This is a genomic window from Nocardia carnea (genome assembly GCF_029868855.1).
GTDB lineage: Bacteria > Actinomycetota > Actinomycetes > Mycobacteriales > Mycobacteriaceae > Nocardia > Nocardia carnea_A.
Genome location: NZ_JARWOV010000284.1, coordinates 1 through 20,262, shown reverse-complemented (window position 1 = coordinate 20,262; position 20,262 = coordinate 1). Strand labels below are relative to the sequence as shown.

Here is a 20,262-nt window from a genome sequence, read left to right as displayed (position 1 = left end):
CCGGGCGGGCGCGGGCGGCGCGCGGGTCGTGCAGCCGGCTATCAGGCCAAACTTAACCGGCGAATATGCCCACCGCATGCCGTCATCCTGCCCGCCCGGGGCGGGGGTCGTCGACCGTTCGCGACCGGATCGGCGCGATGGTCGCCGAGGGTTCATCGGCGGGCAACAGTCGCGGTGCCGGGTGGGCACAGGCAGTTCATCCGGAGGCCGCGGCGCGGCGAGGTTTCGCAGTGGGGTGAGGGGTATCCGGGCACGGTGGATCCGAGGCGAGCAGCGCGGTGTCCGGCTGGTCGGATACGGGCGCAGCGGTCGTTTGCGCCGTGCACCTGCCCGCGTGACTCCGGCGGGCGGATTCGTGCAGTGTGCGCCGTCAGGGGAGCGGCCGGAGGACCGGGCAGATGAAGGTCGTCGTCACCGGTGCCAGCGGCAGCGTGGGTACCGCGCTGCTGCGGGCGGCCGGTACCGAGAGATGGGAGCTGACCGGTATCGCTCGTCGCCGGCCACCCGTTCGCGACCCGTATACCCGGGCCCGGTGGATCGACTGCGATATCGGCGAATCCTCGGCCGTGCCCGTACTCACCGAGGCATTCTCCGGGGCGACGGCCGTGGTCCATCTGGCGTGGGCGATCCACCCGCGCCGGACCGACCCGCCGATGAACCGCACCAATGTGCTGGGTACCGAACACGTGCTGCGGGCGGCGGCCGCGACCGGTGTCGCGCAGGTGGTGTGCGCATCCTCGGTGGCCGCGTACACCCCGGCGGACCGGTGGACCAGGGTCGACGAGAGTCATCCGCGGACCGGTCTGCCGAGCAGCGCTTACAGCTCGGGCAAGGCCGCCCTGGAGTCGCGACTCGACGAATTCGAACAGCGGCAGCCCGGCATCACAGTGGCCCGGATCCGGCCGTGCGGTATCGCGCAGGGTGATTCGGCGGCCGAACTGGGAGATTGGCTGCTGAGCCCGTGGCTGCCGCGGGCGGTGATCGGCCACCGCGGGTTGCCGGTACCGCTGTGGAAGGACCTGAGGCTGCAACTGGTGCACGCCACCGACGTGGCCGCGGCGATCCGGGCGATTCTGCGGGACCGCGCGGGGGGCGCATTCGATCTCGCCGCCGAACCCGTTCTCGCGGCACGGACGCTGGCCACCGTATTCGGTGGTTTCCGGCTGCCGGTACCTCGCGCGGTTCTGACCGCCGGAGCCGGGCTGAGCTGGCGGATGGGGCTGCAACCGCTGCATCCGGCCTGGCTCGAACTGGCCGACCGCGCGTGCCTGGTCGGTGCCGGACGGGCGGCCCGCGAACTGGGCTGGATACCGGAGTACGACGCGATCACCGCCTGCCGGGAGTTGATGTCCCGGATGCGCTCCGGCCCGCCCGGACCCAGCGCACCGCTCGATCCCGGCTGCCCACGGTTCCGCCTCGGGCAACCGACTCATCAGGACCAGCGTCCGGAGAGTTCGGGTGCAGCCGGGTCCGGCCGCTGAAAGCCCTCAGCTCGACCCCGCCCGCCCGAGCTTCCGTCCGGGGCGGCCGATGGGTCAGGACCAGGATCCGGCGCGCTCCCGGAGCAGTCGAGGCCAGTGGTCGGAAGTCGGTCGAGCTGGGCAAGGGCGGCGACCAGACGGGTCGGCGGAAGAGCATGCGCCAGCCGGGTCGACTGTGGAAGTGGTCGACCCGCGTGGGTGGGCTGGTAACCCGAGGCGTTGCACCTGGCTGTGGAGGGCCGGTTGGACCGGGACGTCGATCCGGCCCGGCAAACGTGGATCAGCCAGAGTCGGCGGGGGAGCGGCCGACGGCCAGGGCGGCGAGTCGCTGGAGTGATTCGCGGTTGCGCGGAAGCAGTGCCAGGTCCTGGACCATTCCGGGTAACAGGCGTGCGGGCCCCCGGCAGACGCGTTCGGCCATCCGGACCTCGGTGCTGTCGGGGCCGAGCGCGACGAGATCGAGCGAGATATACGCCGCCCCGGCCGGCCACAGCCGCGCCTCCAGCTCGAGGTGATGCGGGGGATCCACCGCGTGCACCGTCGTGGTGTCGCTGCGGGCCAGCGGCCATCCGCCGACGCTGTGATGGATCCGGGTGCCGGCCGCCGGCCAGCCGGTGTCGACCTTCCGGATATGTGTGGCACCGACGACCCACAGCGCGTACAACCAGCCGTCGGCGAGGACGGCGAAGACATCCTCGACGGGGATCGGGATACGCACACTCGGTTCGGCGGGCATCGCAGCTCCGATCGTCCGGGAATCGGGGCATCTGCCGCACGGCAGATACGTCGTCCGGCGAGGTACCCGGCTTGCGGTCCACGAAACACGTCGGCGTACCGGTCCCGGGTTATCCCGGCGTTTCGGGTGCCACCACCGGCGCAAAGGGTTCGGGTAGGTGTCGTCGCCTTGCGTCCGGAATCCAACCGGCGACAGCCGGCTGCGCGTGAGTCGGATACCGCTCGGCTCGAGGGCAGTCACCGGCCACCGGTTACTCGGACGGCCCTTGCCGGGCAGCTCGTGATCATCGCCGACGGTGTCTCCGGAATCGGCTGGGCTGATCGGACCGATGTCGACGGCGCCGAATCTCCCGCCCGCGACGATCGCCGGACAGGCGGTGCGGTGGCTCCGGCCGCGGCGCTCGTAGCACCGGCTCCTTCGGTCGGAGTCGATAGGGGCTGGATGAGCGCGCACCTCGAACAGGGGGATTGATGAGAAGCGGGGCCGTGGAATCTGTGACCGGGCCGACGGCGCGGTAGGGTCCCCACGTGCGTGGTGGGAGGAAAATGATCCAGCGGGGATTGATTGCCGCAATGTGCCTGGCAGCCGTGTCGGCGTCCGGGTGTAGCAACCAGGTGCCGGGCAGCGCGACCGCCGCGGAGACCGGCGGATCCGAACCGGGATCAGCGGAGTTCCGGGCGATCGCCGGGGAATGGGTCGGCTCGTATACCTGCGCGCAGGGCGACACCGGCCTCACGTTGACCGTGGAGGACACCGGGCGAACGGAATTCGAGTTCTATTCGGTCCGAACCAATGTCACCCCGGAATCGGGTCGGTTCGAGATGCAGGCATCGCTCGACGGCGACCGGGTCGAGTTCGATCAGGTCCGCTGGATCGAGCAGCCGGAGGGCTACCTGATGGTGGATCTCGTCGTCACCGAGATCGAGGACGACACCATGCGCGGCAACGTGGACGCGGCCGGATGCTCGACCTTCCGGGTCAGCCGGGACCGGTCCTGATCGGGTAGCCGCTCACCGCGGCCGGGCTGTCTCCGGTGAAGGGAGACCAGCCCGGCCGGGATGCGAACAGCAGACGATCAGCCCGCGGGGCGGGTGGCCCGGCGGGGACGGCGCGGGCCTCGCGACCGTGCCGGATCGGACGTATGCGCGGACTGCTTCGCGCCGGCCGGCTGGTTGCGTGCCGGCGTGGCAGCTGTTTCGTGGCCGGAGGCGATCCGCTGCCCCGAGCGGCCCGCGGACGAACCGCGCCGGCCACTGGATCCGCGCGCCCCGGCGTGTTCGGCCGCGCCGGAACGTTCGCGCTGTCCAGCGCGACTACCCGCGCCTTCCGGGCGTTTCCGCTGTCCCGACGACGCGCCACTGTCCGAACCGGATACCTCGGTGCGGCCGTTCGTTCCGGTGCGCGCGCCACGCGCGCCGCGCTTGCCGCGGGCGGTTTTGTTCCCGGAGCGTGCGCCGTCGGACCTGCCGGGGGACGCCTGCGGCTCCACGACAGGCCGCAGATCGGCGAGCGAACCGTCCGAGAGTTCAGCGAGGATCGGCGAATCGATGGTCACCGCACGCGGCTGCACCGTGATCCCGGCTTTGCGCAGCAGCGCCGCGACATCCTTGCGCTGTTCCGGCAGTACGAGCGTGACCACGGTGCCTTCGGTCCCGGCGCGCGCGGTACGGCCGGACCGGTGCAGGTAAGCCTTGTGCTCGGCGGGTGGGTCGACGTGGACCACCAGTTCGAGTTCGTCGACATGGATACCGCGTGCCGCGATATCGGTCGCGACCATCACCCGCGCCGTGCCCGCGGAGAATGCGGCGAGGTTGCGGTCACGGGCGGGCTGGGAAAGGTTTCCGTGCAGGTCGACGGCGGCGATACCGGCGCGAGTCAGTTCGCCGGCCAGTCGCCGGGCATGGTGTTTGGTGCGCATGAACAGGATCCGGCGGCCGCTACCGGCGGCCAGCAGCCGGACGATGTCCTTCTTCGCCGCGGCGCCCTGGAGTTCGAAAACGTGATGTTCCATTTTCGGCGGCGGGTCACCGGCTTCGTCGACCGAATGGGTGACGGGCGCGCGCAGGAACCGGTGGACAAGTTTCTCGACCCCGTTGTCCAGGGTCGCCGAGAACAGCAGACGCTGACCGTCGGCGGGGGTGGCCGCGAGAATCCGTGTCACGCCGGGGAGGAACCCGAGGTCGGCCATATGGTCGGCCTCGTCCAGCACGGTGATCCGCACCGCGTCCAGCGCGACCGCTCGCTGCTTCATCAGATCCTCGAGCCGGCCGGGGCAGGCCACGACGATATCGACGCCCTGTTTGAAGGCCTTGATCTGGCGGTTCACCGGAACGCCGCCGAAGACGGTGGTCACCCGCAGTCCGCGGATCTGTGCCAGCGGAGTGATGGTCGCGGAGATCTGGGTCGCGAGTTCCCGGGTGGGTGCCAGGATCAGCCCGGACGGACGCCCGGGTACCCGCTTCGTCCCGGCGAGCCGGTCGACCATCGGTATAGCGAAGGCCAGTGTTTTACCGCTACCGGTCTTACCGCGGCCCAGGACATCACGTCCGGCGAGGCTGTCGGGCAGGGTGGCTGCCTGGATGGGGAACGGCGCGGTGATTCCCGCAGCCGTGAGTTCGTCGACGATTCCGGTGGATACGCCGAGATCGGCGAAGGTCTGCGTGACAGCAGTCTGGACAGGCATGAAAATAGTGCGCCTTTCGGCATCGGAGGTGATACCGCGACTCCATCGGACCGATGTCCGCGCCTACACGAGGTGGCGGTGTCGCGGGTCCCGACGCGAAAAGCAGGTATCCCGCGACGGCTGTACTTGCATAACTCATCGGCGCAGGTACGACAGTCACCCTACAGCACAGGCGAGCCGTATCCGGCATTCGTGAATCGACGCACAGTCGATCGGGCCGCCGATCGAAATATGGCGGGAATTTGTGATAAAGGCACACGCTGTGCGGTCGGTAACCCCACTTCCGGGGCGGCCATTGATTCACCGGGCCGCCGGGGTAGTGCCGAGGACCGCCGCATTGCCGGCAACCGGGAATCCGGGCCGCCGATAACCGGCCTGATCGGCCCATTGCCCGATCATTCCGAATGGTCTGGTCCCATGGGTGCGAATTACCAAAGCGCGCCGAATCTTTCGCGTTCCGGGCCCGCGTGAACCGGTCGCCGGTATCGGGCCGCCGGCGTCATCACCACCTACTCGAGCGCTCCGATTCCCTACACCCGGCGAGCGTGGTATATCTCTGCTGCGGCACCCATCCGGGTTCCGGCGAGTTCATCGAAGAAGAGTGTGCGCGTGTCCAATCCCACCGATCCCACCCGCGGGCAAATCCAGAGTCCCCCCTCGCCGGCGCGTACGGCGCCGGGTGCCCGTGCCGGTGATCCCGTCCAACAAGTGATGCTTGTCTCAGGGCTCGGTGTGACGCTCGCGATCGTGGGTTTGGTCGTAACACTTATCGTCGGCCCGGGTTCCGGTGAAGCCGAATCCGATTCCGCGCTCCCCGTCACCACCACCGAAACCTCGCCTTCCGCGCCACCCCCGGCGCCTGCCGCCACAACCGCCGGCACCGCCCAGCAATACCTCGCCGAACTGCCGCCGGTCGGTAGCACCGCCTACACAGGGACCATCACGATCAACGGTGTTTCCTATCCACACGCGATCTACCAGCAGTTCAGTGGTTGCAGCACCGAAGTGAGCCATACCTACGATCTCAACCGGGAATGGTCGCGTTTCTCCTCGGTGATCGGCGTTGCCGACGGCGGCAATACGGAATCGACCCTGCAGTTCTCGGTGGTCGCCGATGGCAAATCGGTTTTCACATCGGGAAATATCGGTGTCGGCGTGCCGCCGAAGATGGAGGTCCCGGTGGCCGGTGTGCAGAATCTGACGATCAGCTTCACGCTTCTGGATGGAAACGCGTCGAGTTGCACGCAGCTGGGTAATGGGGTCTGGGGAGATCCGACGCTGACGAAATAGCGTCGAATATCAGGTGTTTCCGGTTCGGCGCCGGCGCGGATCGCCGGTCATTCCGGGACGATCACCTCTTCGCGTGTCTTGTCGGTGCGTAATCCACGCCAGCTGGGATGACGCAACCCTTCGCCGGTGTATTCGCGGTATTCGACATCGCCGACAAGGACCGGTTCCACCCAGTGTGGGATTCCGGGCCGGCCGCGGGTCGATGTCAGCGGGAACAAAGGATCGGTGCGACCCAGTTCGTCGAGCCGGGCGCGTAGCGACCGGCGGTCGGCGAAGGTGAACCCGGTGCCGACATTGCCGATATGGACGAGCTCGCCCTCCCGGTTGTGTGCGCCGAGGATCAGCGACCCGAAAGACCCGGATACCGACCCGCTGCCGGACGTCCAGCCCGCGACAATCGCCTCGGTGGTCCGGCGGAACGGGGTTTTGATCCAATCCGGTGAACGCCGGCCGGGCCGGTACACGGAGTCGGTGCGTTTGGACACGATGCCCTCGAGGTGGTTGTCCCGGGCGGCGGCCATCATCTGTTCCGCGCCGACATCCACCCAGTACGGCGGTGTCTGCACCGGTGCGGCGGTGAATCCGAGCCGCTCGAGCCGATCCCGGCGCCGCAGATAGGGCTCTGCGGTCACGGTCTCACCGCCGTCGACGAGCACATCGAAGAGAAACAGCTGAACCGGCACCTCCCGCACGAGCGCGCCGCCCGGCCGCGCGACGTGCATGCGGCGCTGCAGCAGGGCGAACGACGGTGCGCCGGCCGGTGTCTGCGCGATGATCTCCCCGTCGAGCACGAGGTCGCGATCGCCGGCACCGGTCGCCAGGGCGGCCACGAGTTCCGGATACGAATCGGTGATCTCGCGCCGGTTGCGGCTGAACAGGCGGCAGGTGCGGTCGCGGCAGAGCACGATCGCGCGCACGCCGTCCCATTTCATTTCCACCGCCCACTCCGGGCTGTCCGGTGCCCGGCCCGCCACGGCGAGCATCGGTGCCGGGACCGCGGCGCCGGTCAGAGCCGGCTCCTCACCTCGCGCGCCCGTCCGATGCCCGGCGCCCGGGTGTGGGCGCCGATTCTGCGGTGTGTCGCGCCGGTGGTTTCCGAGCCCGGTCCGGATGCCATGAGTCCTCGCTTCGTGGGGCGGGTACTGCCTGGTCAGCCGCACAATACGGAGCGATCCGAACCGCCCCGGGCAGACACGCGGGAGACGGATCCTTCCGCAACCTGCGGGTCGGTGATGGCCTCGCGGACCTACTCCCGGACGTTCGCACTGAGCAGAACCCGCGACTGGAACTGCGGAGTAATCTTGTAATCAAGTAATCGTTCTAGCGAGAAGGTGATCCCATGAGGCATGGACACCGGGGGCGTGGATTCGGTCGACCGGGCGGGTGGCAGCAGGCGGATCTGCCCGAAACCGGCGATGTCGCGGACTGGTTCGCGGGCCGATTGCCCGCCGAATGGTTCACCGGGCCACCCGTGATCGAGATCGACCGGGACGAGATCGTGGTGATCGGCGAACTACCACTCCCGCAACCGGACGAGGAGGCGGGCGAAGAGTCCGGCGACAAGACGAGGCGCCCGGTCCCGGAGGCGACCAAAGAAGGGGCGGTTGCCCGGTTCCGGGAATCGACGCGGTCGGCGCGGATGCAGATCGCGGACGAGGCGCAGCAACGTTACCGGCGCAGTGTGGCGTGGGGTGTCTCGATCGACGGGCAGCGAATCCTCTTCACGCACTTGGCCGTTCCGGTGATGACCCGGCTGCGGCAGCCGGAGCGCAAGGTGCTCGACACGCTGGTCGACGCCGGGGTCGCTCGGTCTCGCGCCGACGCGCTGGCGTGGGCGGTGCGGCTGGTGGGTGAGCACACCGAACCGTGGCTCGAGGAGCTGCGATCGGCGATGCGAAAGGTCGACGATCTGCGCTCGGAAGGTCCGCAGGGGCTATGACCTGCCGCCGCAGGTAGGTCATGGTTCGCAGCAGCCGCTCGAGCCGGCCGAGTCGATGACGCGGGAGGGCGGTACGGGGTCGGCGGCGTCCATGCACCAACCGCCGGCGGTGTGCTGGTCCGGTGGCAACTTCGTAGGCGAGCGGAGCGGCTGTCCGGCCGCCGCGGCCCTCGGCTTCCCCCTGATCGGGGCGAACGCGATGCGCACCGGAACTCCAGGTCGGCGTAGTGAACAACCGGGCGGCTCGAGCGCGCAGCACGGTGCGGGATGTCCCGCACCGTGCCCGCGGACCGTATGTCAGCTGGGGGTATAGGTCATGCAGCGGGCGGCGTGATCCCCGCTGCCCGGGCCGACCCGGATCTCACCGGCGGTGCATTCCAGGTCGGTGTTGTGTGTGCAGTCCGCGCGCTGGCACGCCCCGACCATGCTGGTCACCGTATCCAGTCCGCCCTTCACCGCCAGCGGGATGAACGTCGCGCAATCGGCGCCGCCGTTCTGGCCGGAGACATTGATGGCATAGGCGTGGCAGCCGTCGTGGTCGTTGTAGGAACAGTCGTTCACTGTGCATTCGCTGACGTGCGGCATTTCCATAGTTGTCATGCGCTTCGTCCTCCTGGGCTGTGGGAGTCTTGCTCATGCGGCTACCAGAGTAAACCGACCGCACAGCGCTGGATACGCGAGATTTCGATTCGTGCGCGAGTCCTCGTCCGTCGTCCGGATAGGGTTTCGCGCGCTTTTGCCATTGATCAGCTGAAGGCAGCGTCAGCGCGACGATTCGCTACCCGGCCCAGGTTCGGTTCGCCAGTGTCGGATCTCGTGGGCCCAGGCCTGCAGTCCGGCCTGAAATCCTGCGCGTTGCTCCGCGGTGAGAGTCGACATGGCCGCCAGTAGCGGCTCGGCGCGCCGCGCGACGAATTCTTCGACATGTGCGCGCCGGGTCGGCAGCAGGGATACCAGCGTCCGCCGGCGGTTGGCCGGGTCCGGCCGGCGTTGCACCCATTCGGCGCGATCGAGATCGCCCACCAATTCGCTGACTGTCGACAGTGCCAGGCCCATCCGGCCGGCCAGCTCGCCGACGCTGATCGCCTCCTCGGCCACCAGCTGCACACATACCGCGCCGTGGCGTGGGGTGAGCCGGTGCGCGGTGAAGGATTCGAGGTATTCGGCCGGCATATCCGTGCGCGCCTTGTCGAAGAAGTTCGCCACCAGCGGCAGGAATCCGATCAGCTCGGTGATCTCCTGTGCGGTCGGCTGCCTCGGAGTGTGGGTCTTGTCCGGCATGGAGTCATCTTATATGTTCGTATTCACAAACAGTTCGGATATACGAAGTGAGCGAGGCTTTGATGTCGGCGTACAGCGATGCGGTCAACGACGCGCTCGAACGGCTGGATGATCTCGGATACGAGCGCAACCTGGGCGGTGGCGATCTGGCCAATCACGGCCCGATGGCCGCCGAGGCGCTCGCGGTACTCGGCCACGCCGCCGCGATCCCGGACTGGGTCGTGGTGTACCGGGCCGCCGCGCCGCATCACGAACCGCCCGTGCCCTATCAGCGACTCGGTGACGAGGAATCCGATTGGCGCGCCGCGCTCGGCGATATCGGGCGGGCCGGCGATTTCGAGGAACTGTTCCTGCGCCAGATATCGGAGGAGGGCTGGCGGGCGGTGCTGGTGCGCTGGTGGCCGCGTTTGCTCCCCGGGCCGATGACCGGTCTCACGCACGGGCTGATCCGGACGGCGCACGCCGTGCGCGGACTGTCGGCCACCGACCGGCCGACTCCGCTGCAGTTGGGCGAACTCGCCCGAGCGCTGGGCTACTGGGCCGCCCGGTTCATCGATGCGCCCGGCCCGGGCCGTCTCACGGGACAGTCCGGCCTCGCCGCCTCGATCGCTGCCGTGCCCAGGTTGCCCGAGCCGAAGAGTCCGCAGCAGGCGATGGCGCGTTTGCGCACTCCGCGCTCCATGCCCGGCTACGAAGAATCCTTGACCGCGCTGGCCCCCGAACGCGCCGATCGGCTGCTGTCCCGGATGACTGCCCATTTCGCCGGCGTCTGCGGCGCCCATGCGGTGGGAGACTTTCCGATTCCGCTCATCCACGGCGTCACGGCCCCCGCCGCGGCACGGCTGGTGTTGCCCCAGCTGCCCGAGGGACTGTACGAACCCACGCTCGCCGCGGTCTGGCAGGCGCAGGTGACGCTGCTGATGGCGGCGACCACCGACCGATCCGGTGAGGCCGAGGCGCCGGTGCAGGCGCAGGAGGCGGATCCGCCGCCGTGGGACGAGTTGATCGCCCGTGCCGTCGACCACGGGGACGAGCACGTCATCAAATTCACCGAGGCCTGCCTGCGGGAAAACGCGCTGCGCCCGGATCCGCGTTATGCCTGGGCGGTGGATCGTGCCCAGCGGATGGTCGAGCGGCCCGATGGTCCGAACGGCTCGGCGGTGACGGTCCGGTTCGGCGGCGGTGGGGCATCACATCGCTGATCGGGACAGGGCGGCGAGCGCGGCTCGTGGTCGGCCGACGGCCCCTGCTTCCTGTCGGTTCAGGCCATCGAGCGGTTCCGGCCATCGAAGTGAGTAGGACGAGCTCGGCGACCTCCGGACGCCAAGGTTCCGGCGTGGTTTCGAAATATGTGAACGCTATTTACTAAAGGGTGTTCACAAATGCGGGTGTGGTGTGGTTCACTCCAGAGGACAGTGTTCTGCAAGGAGGCATAGTGACCGCACCGTCCCTGTCCCACGACTTCGATTTCACCGACCCCGACCTGCTCGCCGCTCGGCTGCCGATCGAGGAATGGGCCGAACTGCGCCGCGCCGCGCCCGTCTGGTGGGTCGACCAGCCCGACGGCGTCAGCGGTTTCGACGACGGCGGGTACTGGGTGGTCAGCAAGCTCGACCACATCAAGGAGATCTCCAAGAACTCCGAGGTCTTCTCCACCAACGCCAATACCGCGGTGATCCGCTTCAACGGCGAGATCACCCGCGACGAGATCGATATCCAGCGCGCCATGCTGGTCAACACCGATCCGCCGGAACACGACAAACTGCGCCGCATCATCGCCCGCGGTTTCACCCCGCGCGCCGTGCAGAGCCTGCGTGACGCACTCACCGAGCGCGCCGAGCGCATCGTGCACGAGGCCAAGAAAACCGGCGGCGGCGATTTCGTCGAACAGGTCGCGTGCGAACTGCCGCTGCAGGCCATCGCCGAACTCCTCGGTGTGCCGCAGGAAGACCGCGGCAAACTCTTCGAGTGGTCCAACCAGATGATGGGCTACGACGACCCCCAGTACGCCGACAGCTACAAGATGGCCAACGCGCAGGTCATGGGCTACGCGTGGAACCTCGCCGAGGAGCGTCGCGGCTGCCCCGCCGACGACATCATCACCCAGCTGCTCAGCGCCGATATCGACGGCGAGGCACTGAGCTCGGAAGAGTTCGCCTGGTTCGTCATCCTGCTGGCCGTGGCCGGTAACGAGACCACCCGCAATGCCACCACCCACGGCATGAAGGCCTTCGTCGACAATCCGGAACAGTGGGAGCTGTACCGGGCCGAGCGCCCGCGCACCGCCCCCGACGAGATCGTCCGCTGGGCCACCCCGGTCATCGCCTTCCAGCGAACCACCCTGCAGGACACCGAAATCGGTGGCCAGGCCATCAAGAAGGGTCAGCGCGTCGGCCTGTTCTACGCCTCCGCCAACTTCGACGAGGACCACTTCACCAAACCGTTCGAGTTCGACTGCACCCGCAACCCGAACCCGCATGTCGGCTTCGGCGGCACCGGTACCCACTACTGCGTCGGCGCCAACCTGGCCCGCCTGCAACTCGACCTCATCTTCAACGCCATCGCCGACGCGATGCCGAACCTCCGTCAGGTCGCCGAACCCGTTCGGCTACGGTCGGGTTGGTTGAACGGCATCAAGAATTGGCAGGTCGCCTACGAATGACACCACCCGCGCGGCGGGGCCGGATGCCCGCGGTCAGCGACGCGGACATCCGGCGCGTGGCCGCGGAACTCCTGGTCACGCACGGCGCGGAGGCATTGACCCTCCGCGCCATCGCGCGCGAACTCGGCATCACCGCCCCCGCCCTCTACCGCTACTACCCGTCCCGGGAAGAACTCCTGGCCGCCCTGCGCCGCGATATCTGCAAACGGCTGGCCGACGACCTCGCCGCACAGGTAGCCGAACTACCCGACGACGGGGTGGTCCGGCTGTTCGCCATCTGCCGGGCCTTCCGGCACTGGGCGCTGGACCACCGCAACGAGTTCACGCTGGTCTTCGCCTCCCCGGCCGACGGAAACCCGGGCACGGTCCGCCGATTCGACGAATCGTTCGGCCTGGTCTTCCTGGAAGCCGCGGGCAAGGTCCTGGCGGCCTACGACCTGGCACCGCCACCGATCGAATCGATTCCGGAGGCGCTACGGACCGATCTGATCGCGTTCCAGACCGAACTCCTGGCGCTGCTGGCGGGGTCGGAACAGAAGTTCCCGGCCGAGAAGTTCGACCTCGGGGTCGCGTATCTGATGATGACGGTGTGGGTCCGGCTCTACGGTCACGTGACGCTCGAGGTGTTCGGCAACTATCCGATGCCGGTGAGCGATCCGGATGTCCTGTTCGACGCGGTCCTCACCGATCTCGCCGCCGGTATCGGGCTCACCGCGTAGCCGCGGCCTCATCCGGGCGATCTCTCGGTGCGACCAGGGCTGCTGGATTACCATCGATGCACCCGATGTGACAGTACGTAATTCGTGCCCGTGGTCGAATGCCGGAGGTATTGGTGCTGCGCCGCGTTCTCGACGAGATGCGTCAGCGGGCCCTCGATGTCGTCCAGGGTGTCGGACGGGTTTCCGAACGGCCGCTGCGCGGAACCGGTGCGTGGATCGACGAATCCGCCGAACACTGGGAACGTAGCGATAAACCGATCCCGCACGGTGCCGGATCGGACGACGCTACGGGTGCCGAGGGGTCACCCGCGGACCGATCGGAATTCGAGGATTCGGATGCCCCGCTGTTGGTCGCGGACGAACTCCACGCCATTCATCTGTCCGGGGCGCAAGCCATGTGGACCAATTTTCTGCCCAGGTTCATTCCCCACCGCAAATTCGAGGAATGGGTCCTGTCGAAGAACGAGGGCCCGCTCCCGCCGCTCACCCCGGACTCCGGATGGAACTGCCGGGAGATGATCATGTGGGCAGCCGCTCGCCGCGGCGTACTGACCCATTCGCAACTTCGTGACCAGTACACCTCACTGCTGAGTAGGAAAGCTCAGCAGAACCGGCGGAAGGGTTTCCTGCCGGACGACTTCCCCCACCAGATGCGGCGGGCCACACTTCCCCACGGCACTCGCGATCTCGACCTCGGCGATCCTGCGGGAACGCGACCGGCCCGCGGCGATCTGATCGTCTGGGATGGGTGGGGCGAAGGCAACGCGCATACGGCCATGGCGACCGGACGTCTCATCGGGCCGGACCGGGACCCGGAGGTGTATTCGTTCTGGCCGCCGCCGAAGGCTCCTGCGATCCCCGGAACGGTGACCGATGCCGTGCAGATCACGACAGTGGGTGCCCTGACGCCCCATGTGGACGGTGCTCCCGCGCTGCCCATCTGGTTCGGTCGTGGCCCGTGGTGACATACGGCCACGATATTTCCGCAGTCGGCACAACGTCCTCAGCTGTGCGAGGAACGATGGAAGGTGAAGCGGGCGGTGGCGAGATAGAACGGTGCGGCCACCAGCGGCCGGCGGCGGTGGCGGAACTGCTGGACGACCGCGCGGTACCAGGGGATCGGGGAGTGGGTGCCGGTGGCGAAAACGTGCATGATGTCGTCGCCGTCCAGGACGCAGGCGGGCCCGCAAACTCCCGCCGCGTACCACGGTTCGGCGGCGGTATCGGTGTCGAGGAGTCGTTCGAACGGCTGCCAGGAGTCGCGGCCCGCGGGGTTCCCCGCGGTGTCGGCCAGCCACAGGCCCTGACTCGGGAACGGGACCGTGCCGTGGAGGTTGGTCCCGCGTGCCAGAATCATCCGGGAAAACCCTCGGCCGGTCGCGATCGTGTTGTCGAAGAACCCCTCCGCCTCATCGGTGAATCGTTCCGGCGCCGCCCAGTGCTGCCCGTCCTCGCTTGTGGTGTAACGCATTTCGTAGTCCGGTTGTTCGCCCCGCCCGACCTCACCGACGCACGCCAGGTACCACATACGCCACTGCCCGTCGGCCCACAGCACATACGGTTCCATGGCACTGGGGCGTGTCTCGTCTCCGGACAGAACGGGTTCGGGATGTGGTAGCCACTCTCCGCCGGCGCTGCGCTCGAGGTAGCCGATCGCGTATCGGCTGCGCTTTCCGCTCATGGTGCGGGTGAGCTGGCCGGCGTAGTAGATCCGTTCCACGGTGCGATCGTGTGCTGTGCCCCGCACGTAGGTCGGGGAGTGCATCCCCGCACTGTCCCAGGCGCCGCGTTCGGGCGCGCCCAACGCGACGGCCCGATCACGGCTATCGGTGACGAATTGCCAACGGTCGTCGGTGATATCGGCGCCCTCGGGCAGTCGCGCTTCATACAACCTGACCTGGAATCGGTTGTTCATCGCGCCGACGAACATGGACCACCTGCCGTCGAGACAGTGGAGATCGGGGTCGCTCACCCCCAGCAGTCCGTGCCCCGGCCGCGGGTTGTTGAGCATGTCGAACAGCCTGCTGGTTTCCACCAGCGACCACGTGGCCGATTCCGCAGCCTCGTTCCCAGTCGGCGGTTGCATAAAACTCATCCTGCCATCTGTATCCAGCCTCGCACTGGTCGGTGCCTACATGCTCGCCGGCTCCCTGGCCGCCCACCGCGACCCCGGCGCGGGTTTCGCCGCATACGACAACGACACCCGGGATTTCGTGACCGCGAACCAGAACCAGGTCGGCGAGGGCGATGCCACACTCTTCCCGACCACACGGCAGGCCCTGGAACGGCGCAACACCATGCTCCGCACTCTCGCCACCGCGCCGCCCAGCGCGGCGGGACGACCGGCCCATTCGGCGCTCACTCTGCCCGCATTCGTAGGCAATTGAGCCACAGAGGAATAGCGACCGGGCCGAGCCACGGCGACGGAGGAAAAGCAGATGCGGGGCCGGGGACACCGGACAATGCTGGGAACGTGAGCACCGATTTCACCGTCCACCTCGAACTCCCGTTCCCCGCAGGCATTCTCATGCCAACCCTCGCCGATATCCGCTGGCGGGGCGACGCGCCTGGTGATCCGGTGAACGCTCCCGGCACGTGGTACCCCTACCGCGAAGGGATCTCCACCCGGGTACTGACCGTCGCCTGGTCCGACGACACCCTCGAGGTAACCCTGCCCGCGGCGTCCGCGCCGGAGGATCTCGACCTGGCCCTCCGGATACTGCGAGCTGCGGCGCACCACGCCGGCGGTGACGTCGACACCGAGTACGGCACGCTGCCGCCCGGTGAACTGACCGACGCGTACAACGAGGACTGGGCGCTGCATCAGCTGGGCCGGTCGGTATCCATGGTCGCGCAACTGTCCGAGCGCAGCGGCGGGGTCATTTCGCTGCCCGGTCCCAACCGCGATGTCGCTCTGGGTCCGCGCTCTCTGCCCGGACTCGCCCAAGGCGACGAACGTACCCGCGGCCGCCGCCTGCTCGAACTGATGCGCCGTGTGCAGTGGCCGGACCCACGGTACGACCCCGCAGGGGTTTTCCAGGCGAGCAAGGACGACGAGAAATTCACCTTCGCCGTGCTGCTTTCCGAACGCGCCTGTTTGATGCCCGCCGTAGACCGAATCCTGGTCCGCGACAGCGCCCACACAGTGCTGCAACTACCACGTGCAGCCCTGGAGAAACTGCCGATCGAGCACACCCGGTTGGACGACGGGAACGATCTGGTGGAATTCATTCCCGAGGAGGACTGGCCCGGGGTGGTCTCAGCCGCCCGCGAACTGGTGGTTCCCTAGTCCGGGCACCGGATCAGCTTCCCTACGGCAAGGGCGCCGGTGAACAACGCGTCCGCCGCCGGCGGGTGGCATTCTTCTCCAGTTCTCGGCTACCGGCTGGTAGGCATCCGCCCGCACCGTACCGGCAACATGCCCGGCGGTTTCAGGTGGCCAGTGGCCGCCCACTCCGCTGCGCTGGCTCACTATGCCGGTGAGTCCTTTTGGCGTCACCCCAGATATGGATTAGTCCTTTGTTCGGTGTGATGCCGAAGCCGGAGCCGTACCGTCTCGTGCATCGGGAGCGTTTGCAAGTGAGCCGGAGTCAGGAACGCGACTTCGGTCGATTCCGCGCTGACCGTGATGTCGCCGCCGGTGACCCGGGCGTAGAACGTGATGTTGAATTCCTGCCGGACTTCGCCATCTGCGTAGGCGACCACGTGTTCAGGATCGACGTCGAGGCCGGTCTCCTCCTTAGTCTCCCGGATCACGCACTGCTCCAGGGTTTCGCCGATTTCCATGGTCCCACCGGGAAACGACCAGTTCCCTGAGTCGCTGCGACGTTGCATCAGTACTGCGCCGCGGTCGTCGATCACCAAGGCCGAGCCGCCGGGAACGAGGCTGTTCGCCTCGGGCGCATCCGGGTCTCGGTAGTAGTCACGCCGTGAGGTCATCGGAGCCTACCTCTTGCAGGTACGGGGTCACTGCTCCCCAGATCTGTTCGGTTTGGTCATCGAACGAGGCGAACATTCCGTGGGGTGACAGTTTGCGCAGATGCAGCGCTGAGTGCTGGTACCTACGGGCGCGGACCAGATACGGCGTCACGATCATCTGATCATCGAACCTGAATACCTGGCTGACCTGATGCTGAACAGCGTTCAATTCCGCTGGCCGGGGTCGCTACCCGCTGCGCGCCAATCGGTGGCGATAGGGTTAATCGGCGAAACGACTTCTCGGATGGTGCGGTAACAGGCGTAGCCGCTACAGCGATGTGATCGGCAGCATGCGCTCGCCGGAAGACTGAGCTGGCCAGGCGGCGGATCATAGACGATCCTAACGGTAGGCGATCATGAGGCGAGGGGACGATGGACGTTTTCGACGTGCACGAGCGGCTGGTCAAAGGCTATAAGTCGTTCACCACCTCGTCTGTCGACCCGCGTGAACCGCGAATCGCTCAGCACGTCCATGACCGTATTCAACGGGGTGAGCAGTGGCCGCCCCCGTGGGTGTCCTTGAACCCGATGTTCGCCGCAGGCGGTTCGATCACCGAACTGGTCGCCGAAGATCTTTTGCATCCGGAATGCGAACGGATCTTCCGACGCAAGAACGAGGACGGCTCGGTTCCCGATCCGGCCATCACGCTGCATCGCCATCAGCGGGAGGCGATCGAGGTTGCGCGGTCCGGCCTGAGCTACGTGCTGACGACCGGGACTGGATCGGGTAAGTCGTTGTCCTACATCATTCCGATCGTGGACCGGGTTCTGCGGCAGCAACCGCAGCCGGGCGTCAAGGCGATCATCGTGTACCCCATGAACGCTCTGGCGAACAGCCAGGTGGGCGAGCTGACCAAATTTCTGCGCTGGGGCTACCGGGAGGGTGCGGAGCCGGTGACGTTCGCGCGCTACACCGGACAGGAAAAGGGCGAGGAGCGGGAGCGGATACTGCGTGATCCGCCGGACATCCTGCTCACCAACTACGTCATGCTCGAACTGGTGCTCACCCGACCGGAAGAACGGCGACGTCTGGTGGATGCAGCGTCCGGTCTGCAGTTCCTGGTGCTCGACGAGCTGCACACCTACCGCGGCCGACAGGGCGCGGACGTGGCGATGCTGGTGCGCCGGGTGCGTGACGCGTGCGAGTCACCGAACCTGCAGTGCGTAGGTACCTCGGCGACGATGGCGACTTCGGGTAGTACCGCTGACCAGAAGCGGATTGTGGCGGGGGTGGCGAGTAATCTCTTCGGCACGGAGGTTACCCCTGACCGTGTGATCGGTGAGACGCTCGACCGCGCGACGTCCGGCGATCCGGACGACAGCCTCGGATTGACCGCGAACGTCCGCTCCGGCGGGGTGAGCGGCGACTACCCGGAGCTCGCCGGATCGCCGTTGGCGGCGTGGATCGAGCGGACCTTCGGGCTGCGAACTGAGGACGGCACCGGGCTGGTGGTCCGGCAGGACCCCGCCCGGGTTCGCGAGGCGGCGGCTCATCTGACCGAGCTCACCGGGTCGACGATCGACGACTGCGAGCGTGCCATCCGAAATACGCTGCTGCGTGGGTCGTCGGCGAAGCATCCCGTGACCGGCCGGCCGTTGTTCGCCTTCCGGCTGCATCAGTTCCTGTCCAAGGGCGACACGGTGTATGCGTCGATCGGTGAAGAAGGCGCACGGTATCTCACCTCCCAATATCAGGTGGCGGTACCCGATCGCCCTGATCATGCACTGCTGCCGCTTGCGTTCTGCCGTGAGTGCGGCCAGGAGTACTACGTTGTCACTCGGACCGAGGAGGGCGGACAGATTCGGTTCCGCTCTCGCCGGGACCGCGACGAGAGCGGTGACGCCCGTACCGACGGCTATCTCTATATTTCCTCCGCGCACCCGTGGTCGGCAGACCCAGTGGTCGAGGGTCGGCTGCCCGATTCGTGGGTGGAGGACGGCGATGTCCTCGAGCGGTTGCGCAAGTATCTGCCTCGCCGTCTGCGTGTGGACGTCTCGGGCGACGAGGTGGCGACAGGAGGCACTCCTTCCGCCTTCATTCCTGCCCCGTTCCGATTCTGTCTTCGCTGTCGGGTCGCCTATGAGCAGACTCGCGGCCGGGACTTCGCCAAACTGGCGACCCTCGATGTCGAGGGCCGAAGCTCGGCGGTGTCGGTGTTGAGCTCCTCGATAGTCAGCTCGCTCAAGCAGCTTCCGCCGGAGGAATTGTCGGCGCAGGCACGTAAACTGTTGACGTTCGTTGACAACCGCCAAGACGCTAGTTTGCAGGCCGGACATTTCAACGACTTCGTGCAGGTGTCCCAGCTGCGGGGTGCACTGCACCGTGCACTGCTGGATGCACCCGCCCGGCATGACGATGTCGCCCAGCGTGTGGTCAAGGCGCTCGGAATCGACTTTGCCGATTATGCGAAGAACCCGGAGGCAGTCTACGGTCCGCGTATTTCCGCGCAGCGCGCGTTTACGGCGTTCGTCGAATACCGCGTGTATATGGATCTTCAGCGCGGGTGGCGCGTTACCATGCCCAATCTCGAGCAGACGGGCCTGCTCCGTGTCGAGTACGAGTCGCTGTCGGAGATTGCCGCCGATCAATCGGTGTGGGAGGCAGTCGCTCCGGCGCTCCGGGAGGCCCACGCCGAGCAGCGGGAAGAGCTGTGCCGGATTGTGCTCGACGAGTTCCGCCGAGAATTGGCGATCGACGTCGACTGCTTGAGTGAGGACGGTTTCGACCGCGTCCGGCGCCAGTCGGACCAGCATTTGGCCGGGTTGTGGTCGCTGCCACGGCATGAGTCTGCTCCGCAGCCGGCAACGGTGTCGACGGCTGCGGGTACTCCCGGGAAGCCGCGCGCCGATGTCCGGCTCACCTGGCGGTCGCTGCTGGGCCGCTATATCCGCGACCGCAGCGGCATGCGCCAACTCGACGGCGAGAAGCTGAAAGGTCCCGACATTCAACAGGTGATCGACGACGTACTTGCCACGATGGAACGCACCGGCCTGCTCAGCGCCGTGCCCACTCCGCACATGTCCGGTCCGGCATACCGGCTCAAGGCGTCGTCGATCATCTGGCTCGCCGGTGACGGCAAACAGGCCGCGGTCGATCTGCTGCGGAAGACTGTCGACCCTGATCTCGGTTCGAAGGTGAACGACTTCTTCCGCGACCTGTACCGAGACAATGCATCCTCGTTGGCTGGCCTGTTTGCCCGTGAGCACACTGCGCAGGTCGAGTCGGAACGCCGGGAAGAGCGTGAGGAAGAGTTCCGGGAGGGTCGTCTGCCGGTCATGTACTGCTCGCCCACCATGGAACTAGGCGTCGACATTGCCGATCTCAATGCTGTCGCGCTGCGCAATGTTCCGCCGACACCGGCGTTTTCGATATCCCAGTGCCCGATCAGGAATGGCAGACCCGGGAGCGGCTGGGCTACGAACGCGAAATGCTCGGACTCTATGTATCCGGCCACCCCCTCGACGAGATCGCGACCGCGCTCGCCACGGTCGG

19 protein-coding genes are annotated in these 20,262 nt (G+C 67.2%); 11 read left to right on the top strand and 8 right to left on the bottom strand.

Annotated elements, in window-relative coordinates; genetic code table 11:
• The first annotated feature begins 398 nt into the window (after positions 1 to 398).
• Positions 399 to 1,481 carry an NAD-dependent epimerase/dehydratase family protein gene (locus QH195_RS29445; RefSeq protein ID WP_280437786.1) on the top strand — a complete coding sequence of 361 codons (1,083 nt, stop codon included), beginning with the start codon at positions 399 to 401 and terminating at the stop codon, positions 1,479 to 1,481.
• A gap of 280 nt (positions 1,482 to 1,761) precedes the next feature.
• Here QH195_RS29445 and QH195_RS29440 read toward each other — a convergent pair whose 3' ends face one another.
• The gene (locus QH195_RS29440) at positions 1,762 to 2,217 is read right to left on the bottom strand and encodes an SRPBCC family protein (RefSeq protein WP_280437785.1); all 456 of its coding nucleotides are present in this window, start codon (positions 2,215 to 2,217) and stop codon (positions 1,762 to 1,764) included.
• A 572-nt stretch (positions 2,218 to 2,789) separates the two neighbouring features.
• Here QH195_RS29440 and QH195_RS29435 point away from each other — a divergent pair.
• A complete protein-coding gene (locus tag QH195_RS29435; protein ID WP_280437784.1) occupies positions 2,790 to 3,215 on the top strand; it encodes a hypothetical protein in 426 nt (141 codons plus the stop codon).
• A gap of 77 nt (positions 3,216 to 3,292) precedes the next feature.
• Here QH195_RS29435 and QH195_RS29430 read toward each other — a convergent pair whose 3' ends face one another.
• The gene (locus tag QH195_RS29430; protein WP_280437783.1) at positions 3,293 to 4,900 is read right to left on the bottom strand and encodes a DEAD/DEAH box helicase; all 1,608 of its coding nucleotides are present in this window, start codon (positions 4,898 to 4,900) and stop codon (positions 3,293 to 3,295) included.
• Positions 4,901 to 5,647: 747 nt separating this feature from the next.
• On the opposite strand from QH195_RS29430, the gene QH195_RS29425 reads away from it, so the two are divergent.
• Positions 5,648 to 6,190, top strand: a complete 543-nt coding sequence (locus QH195_RS29425; RefSeq protein WP_280437782.1) for an NPCBM/NEW2 domain-containing protein — start codon at positions 5,648 to 5,650, stop codon at positions 6,188 to 6,190.
• 47 nt (positions 6,191 to 6,237) lie between these two features.
• Here QH195_RS29425 and ligD read toward each other — a convergent pair whose 3' ends face one another.
• Positions 6,238 to 7,173 carry a non-homologous end-joining DNA ligase gene (gene ligD, locus QH195_RS29420; protein WP_280437781.1) on the bottom strand — a complete coding sequence of 312 codons (936 nt, stop codon included), beginning with the start codon at positions 7,171 to 7,173 and terminating at the stop codon, positions 6,238 to 6,240.
• A gap of 356 nt (positions 7,174 to 7,529) precedes the next feature.
• Between ligD and QH195_RS29415 the strand changes: the two genes are divergently transcribed.
• A complete protein-coding gene (locus QH195_RS29415) occupies positions 7,530 to 8,129 on the top strand; it encodes a hypothetical protein (RefSeq protein ID WP_280437780.1) in 600 nt (199 codons plus the stop codon).
• Positions 8,130 to 8,426: 297 nt separating this feature from the next.
• Here QH195_RS29415 and QH195_RS29410 read toward each other — a convergent pair whose 3' ends face one another.
• Positions 8,427 to 8,729: a DUF1540 domain-containing protein gene (locus tag QH195_RS29410; RefSeq protein WP_280437779.1), complete on the bottom strand. Its 303-nt coding sequence runs from the start codon at positions 8,727 to 8,729 to the stop codon at positions 8,427 to 8,429.
• Between the two features lie 162 nt (positions 8,730 to 8,891).
• Positions 8,892 to 9,410 carry a MarR family winged helix-turn-helix transcriptional regulator gene (locus QH195_RS29405; RefSeq protein ID WP_280437778.1) on the bottom strand — a complete coding sequence of 173 codons (519 nt, stop codon included), beginning with the start codon at positions 9,408 to 9,410 and terminating at the stop codon, positions 8,892 to 8,894.
• Between the two features lie 47 nt (positions 9,411 to 9,457).
• Between QH195_RS29405 and QH195_RS29400 the strand changes: the two genes are divergently transcribed.
• The 4 genes from QH195_RS29400 (at position 9,458) to QH195_RS29385 (ending at position 13,756) form a co-directional block, all read left to right on the top strand.
• Complete coding sequence (locus QH195_RS29400) at positions 9,458 to 10,612, top strand: questin oxidase family protein (protein WP_280437777.1); 1,155 nt, start codon at positions 9,458 to 9,460, stop codon at positions 10,610 to 10,612.
• Positions 10,613 to 10,845: 233 nt separating this feature from the next.
• The gene (locus QH195_RS29395; RefSeq protein ID WP_280426134.1) at positions 10,846 to 12,072 is read left to right on the top strand and encodes a cytochrome P450; all 1,227 of its coding nucleotides are present in this window, start codon (positions 10,846 to 10,848) and stop codon (positions 12,070 to 12,072) included.
• Entirely contained in the window at positions 12,069 to 12,791 is a 723-nt protein-coding gene (locus tag QH195_RS29390; protein ID WP_280426133.1) for a TetR/AcrR family transcriptional regulator, read from the top strand. Before QH195_RS29395 ends, QH195_RS29390 begins: the two co-directional genes overlap by 4 nt.
• A gap of 98 nt (positions 12,792 to 12,889) precedes the next feature.
• Positions 12,890 to 13,756: a hypothetical protein gene (locus QH195_RS29385; RefSeq protein ID WP_280437776.1), complete on the top strand. Its 867-nt coding sequence runs from the start codon at positions 12,890 to 12,892 to the stop codon at positions 13,754 to 13,756.
• A gap of 38 nt (positions 13,757 to 13,794) precedes the next feature.
• On the opposite strand, the gene QH195_RS29380 is transcribed toward QH195_RS29385, so the two are convergent.
• Positions 13,795 to 14,877, bottom strand: a complete 1,083-nt coding sequence (locus tag QH195_RS29380) for a hypothetical protein (protein ID WP_280437775.1) — start codon at positions 14,875 to 14,877, stop codon at positions 13,795 to 13,797.
• Positions 14,878 to 14,926: 49 nt separating this feature from the next.
• Between QH195_RS29380 and QH195_RS29375 the strand changes: the two genes are divergently transcribed.
• Together QH195_RS29375 and QH195_RS29370 are read left to right on the top strand one after the other, a co-directional pair.
• Positions 14,927 to 15,178 carry a hypothetical protein gene (locus QH195_RS29375; protein WP_280437774.1) on the top strand — a complete coding sequence of 84 codons (252 nt, stop codon included), beginning with the start codon at positions 14,927 to 14,929 and terminating at the stop codon, positions 15,176 to 15,178.
• Between the two features lie 86 nt (positions 15,179 to 15,264).
• Positions 15,265 to 16,080: a hypothetical protein gene (locus tag QH195_RS29370; protein ID WP_280437773.1), complete on the top strand. Its 816-nt coding sequence runs from the start codon at positions 15,265 to 15,267 to the stop codon at positions 16,078 to 16,080.
• Positions 16,081 to 16,286: 206 nt separating this feature from the next.
• On the opposite strand, the gene QH195_RS29365 is transcribed toward QH195_RS29370, so the two are convergent.
• Complete coding sequence (locus QH195_RS29365; RefSeq protein ID WP_280437772.1) at positions 16,287 to 16,730, bottom strand: NUDIX hydrolase; 444 nt, start codon at positions 16,728 to 16,730, stop codon at positions 16,287 to 16,289.
• Positions 16,714 to 16,887 carry a hypothetical protein gene (locus tag QH195_RS29360; protein ID WP_280437771.1) on the bottom strand — a complete coding sequence of 58 codons (174 nt, stop codon included), beginning with the start codon at positions 16,885 to 16,887 and terminating at the stop codon, positions 16,714 to 16,716. The genes QH195_RS29365 and QH195_RS29360 overlap by 17 nt, the downstream gene beginning before the upstream one ends.
• Before the next feature lie 269 nt (positions 16,888 to 17,156).
• Between QH195_RS29360 and QH195_RS29355 the strand changes: the two genes are divergently transcribed.
• The coding region (locus QH195_RS29355; RefSeq protein WP_280437770.1) for a DEAD/DEAH box helicase at positions 17,157 to 20,262 on the top strand (3,106 nt) is incomplete at its 3' end.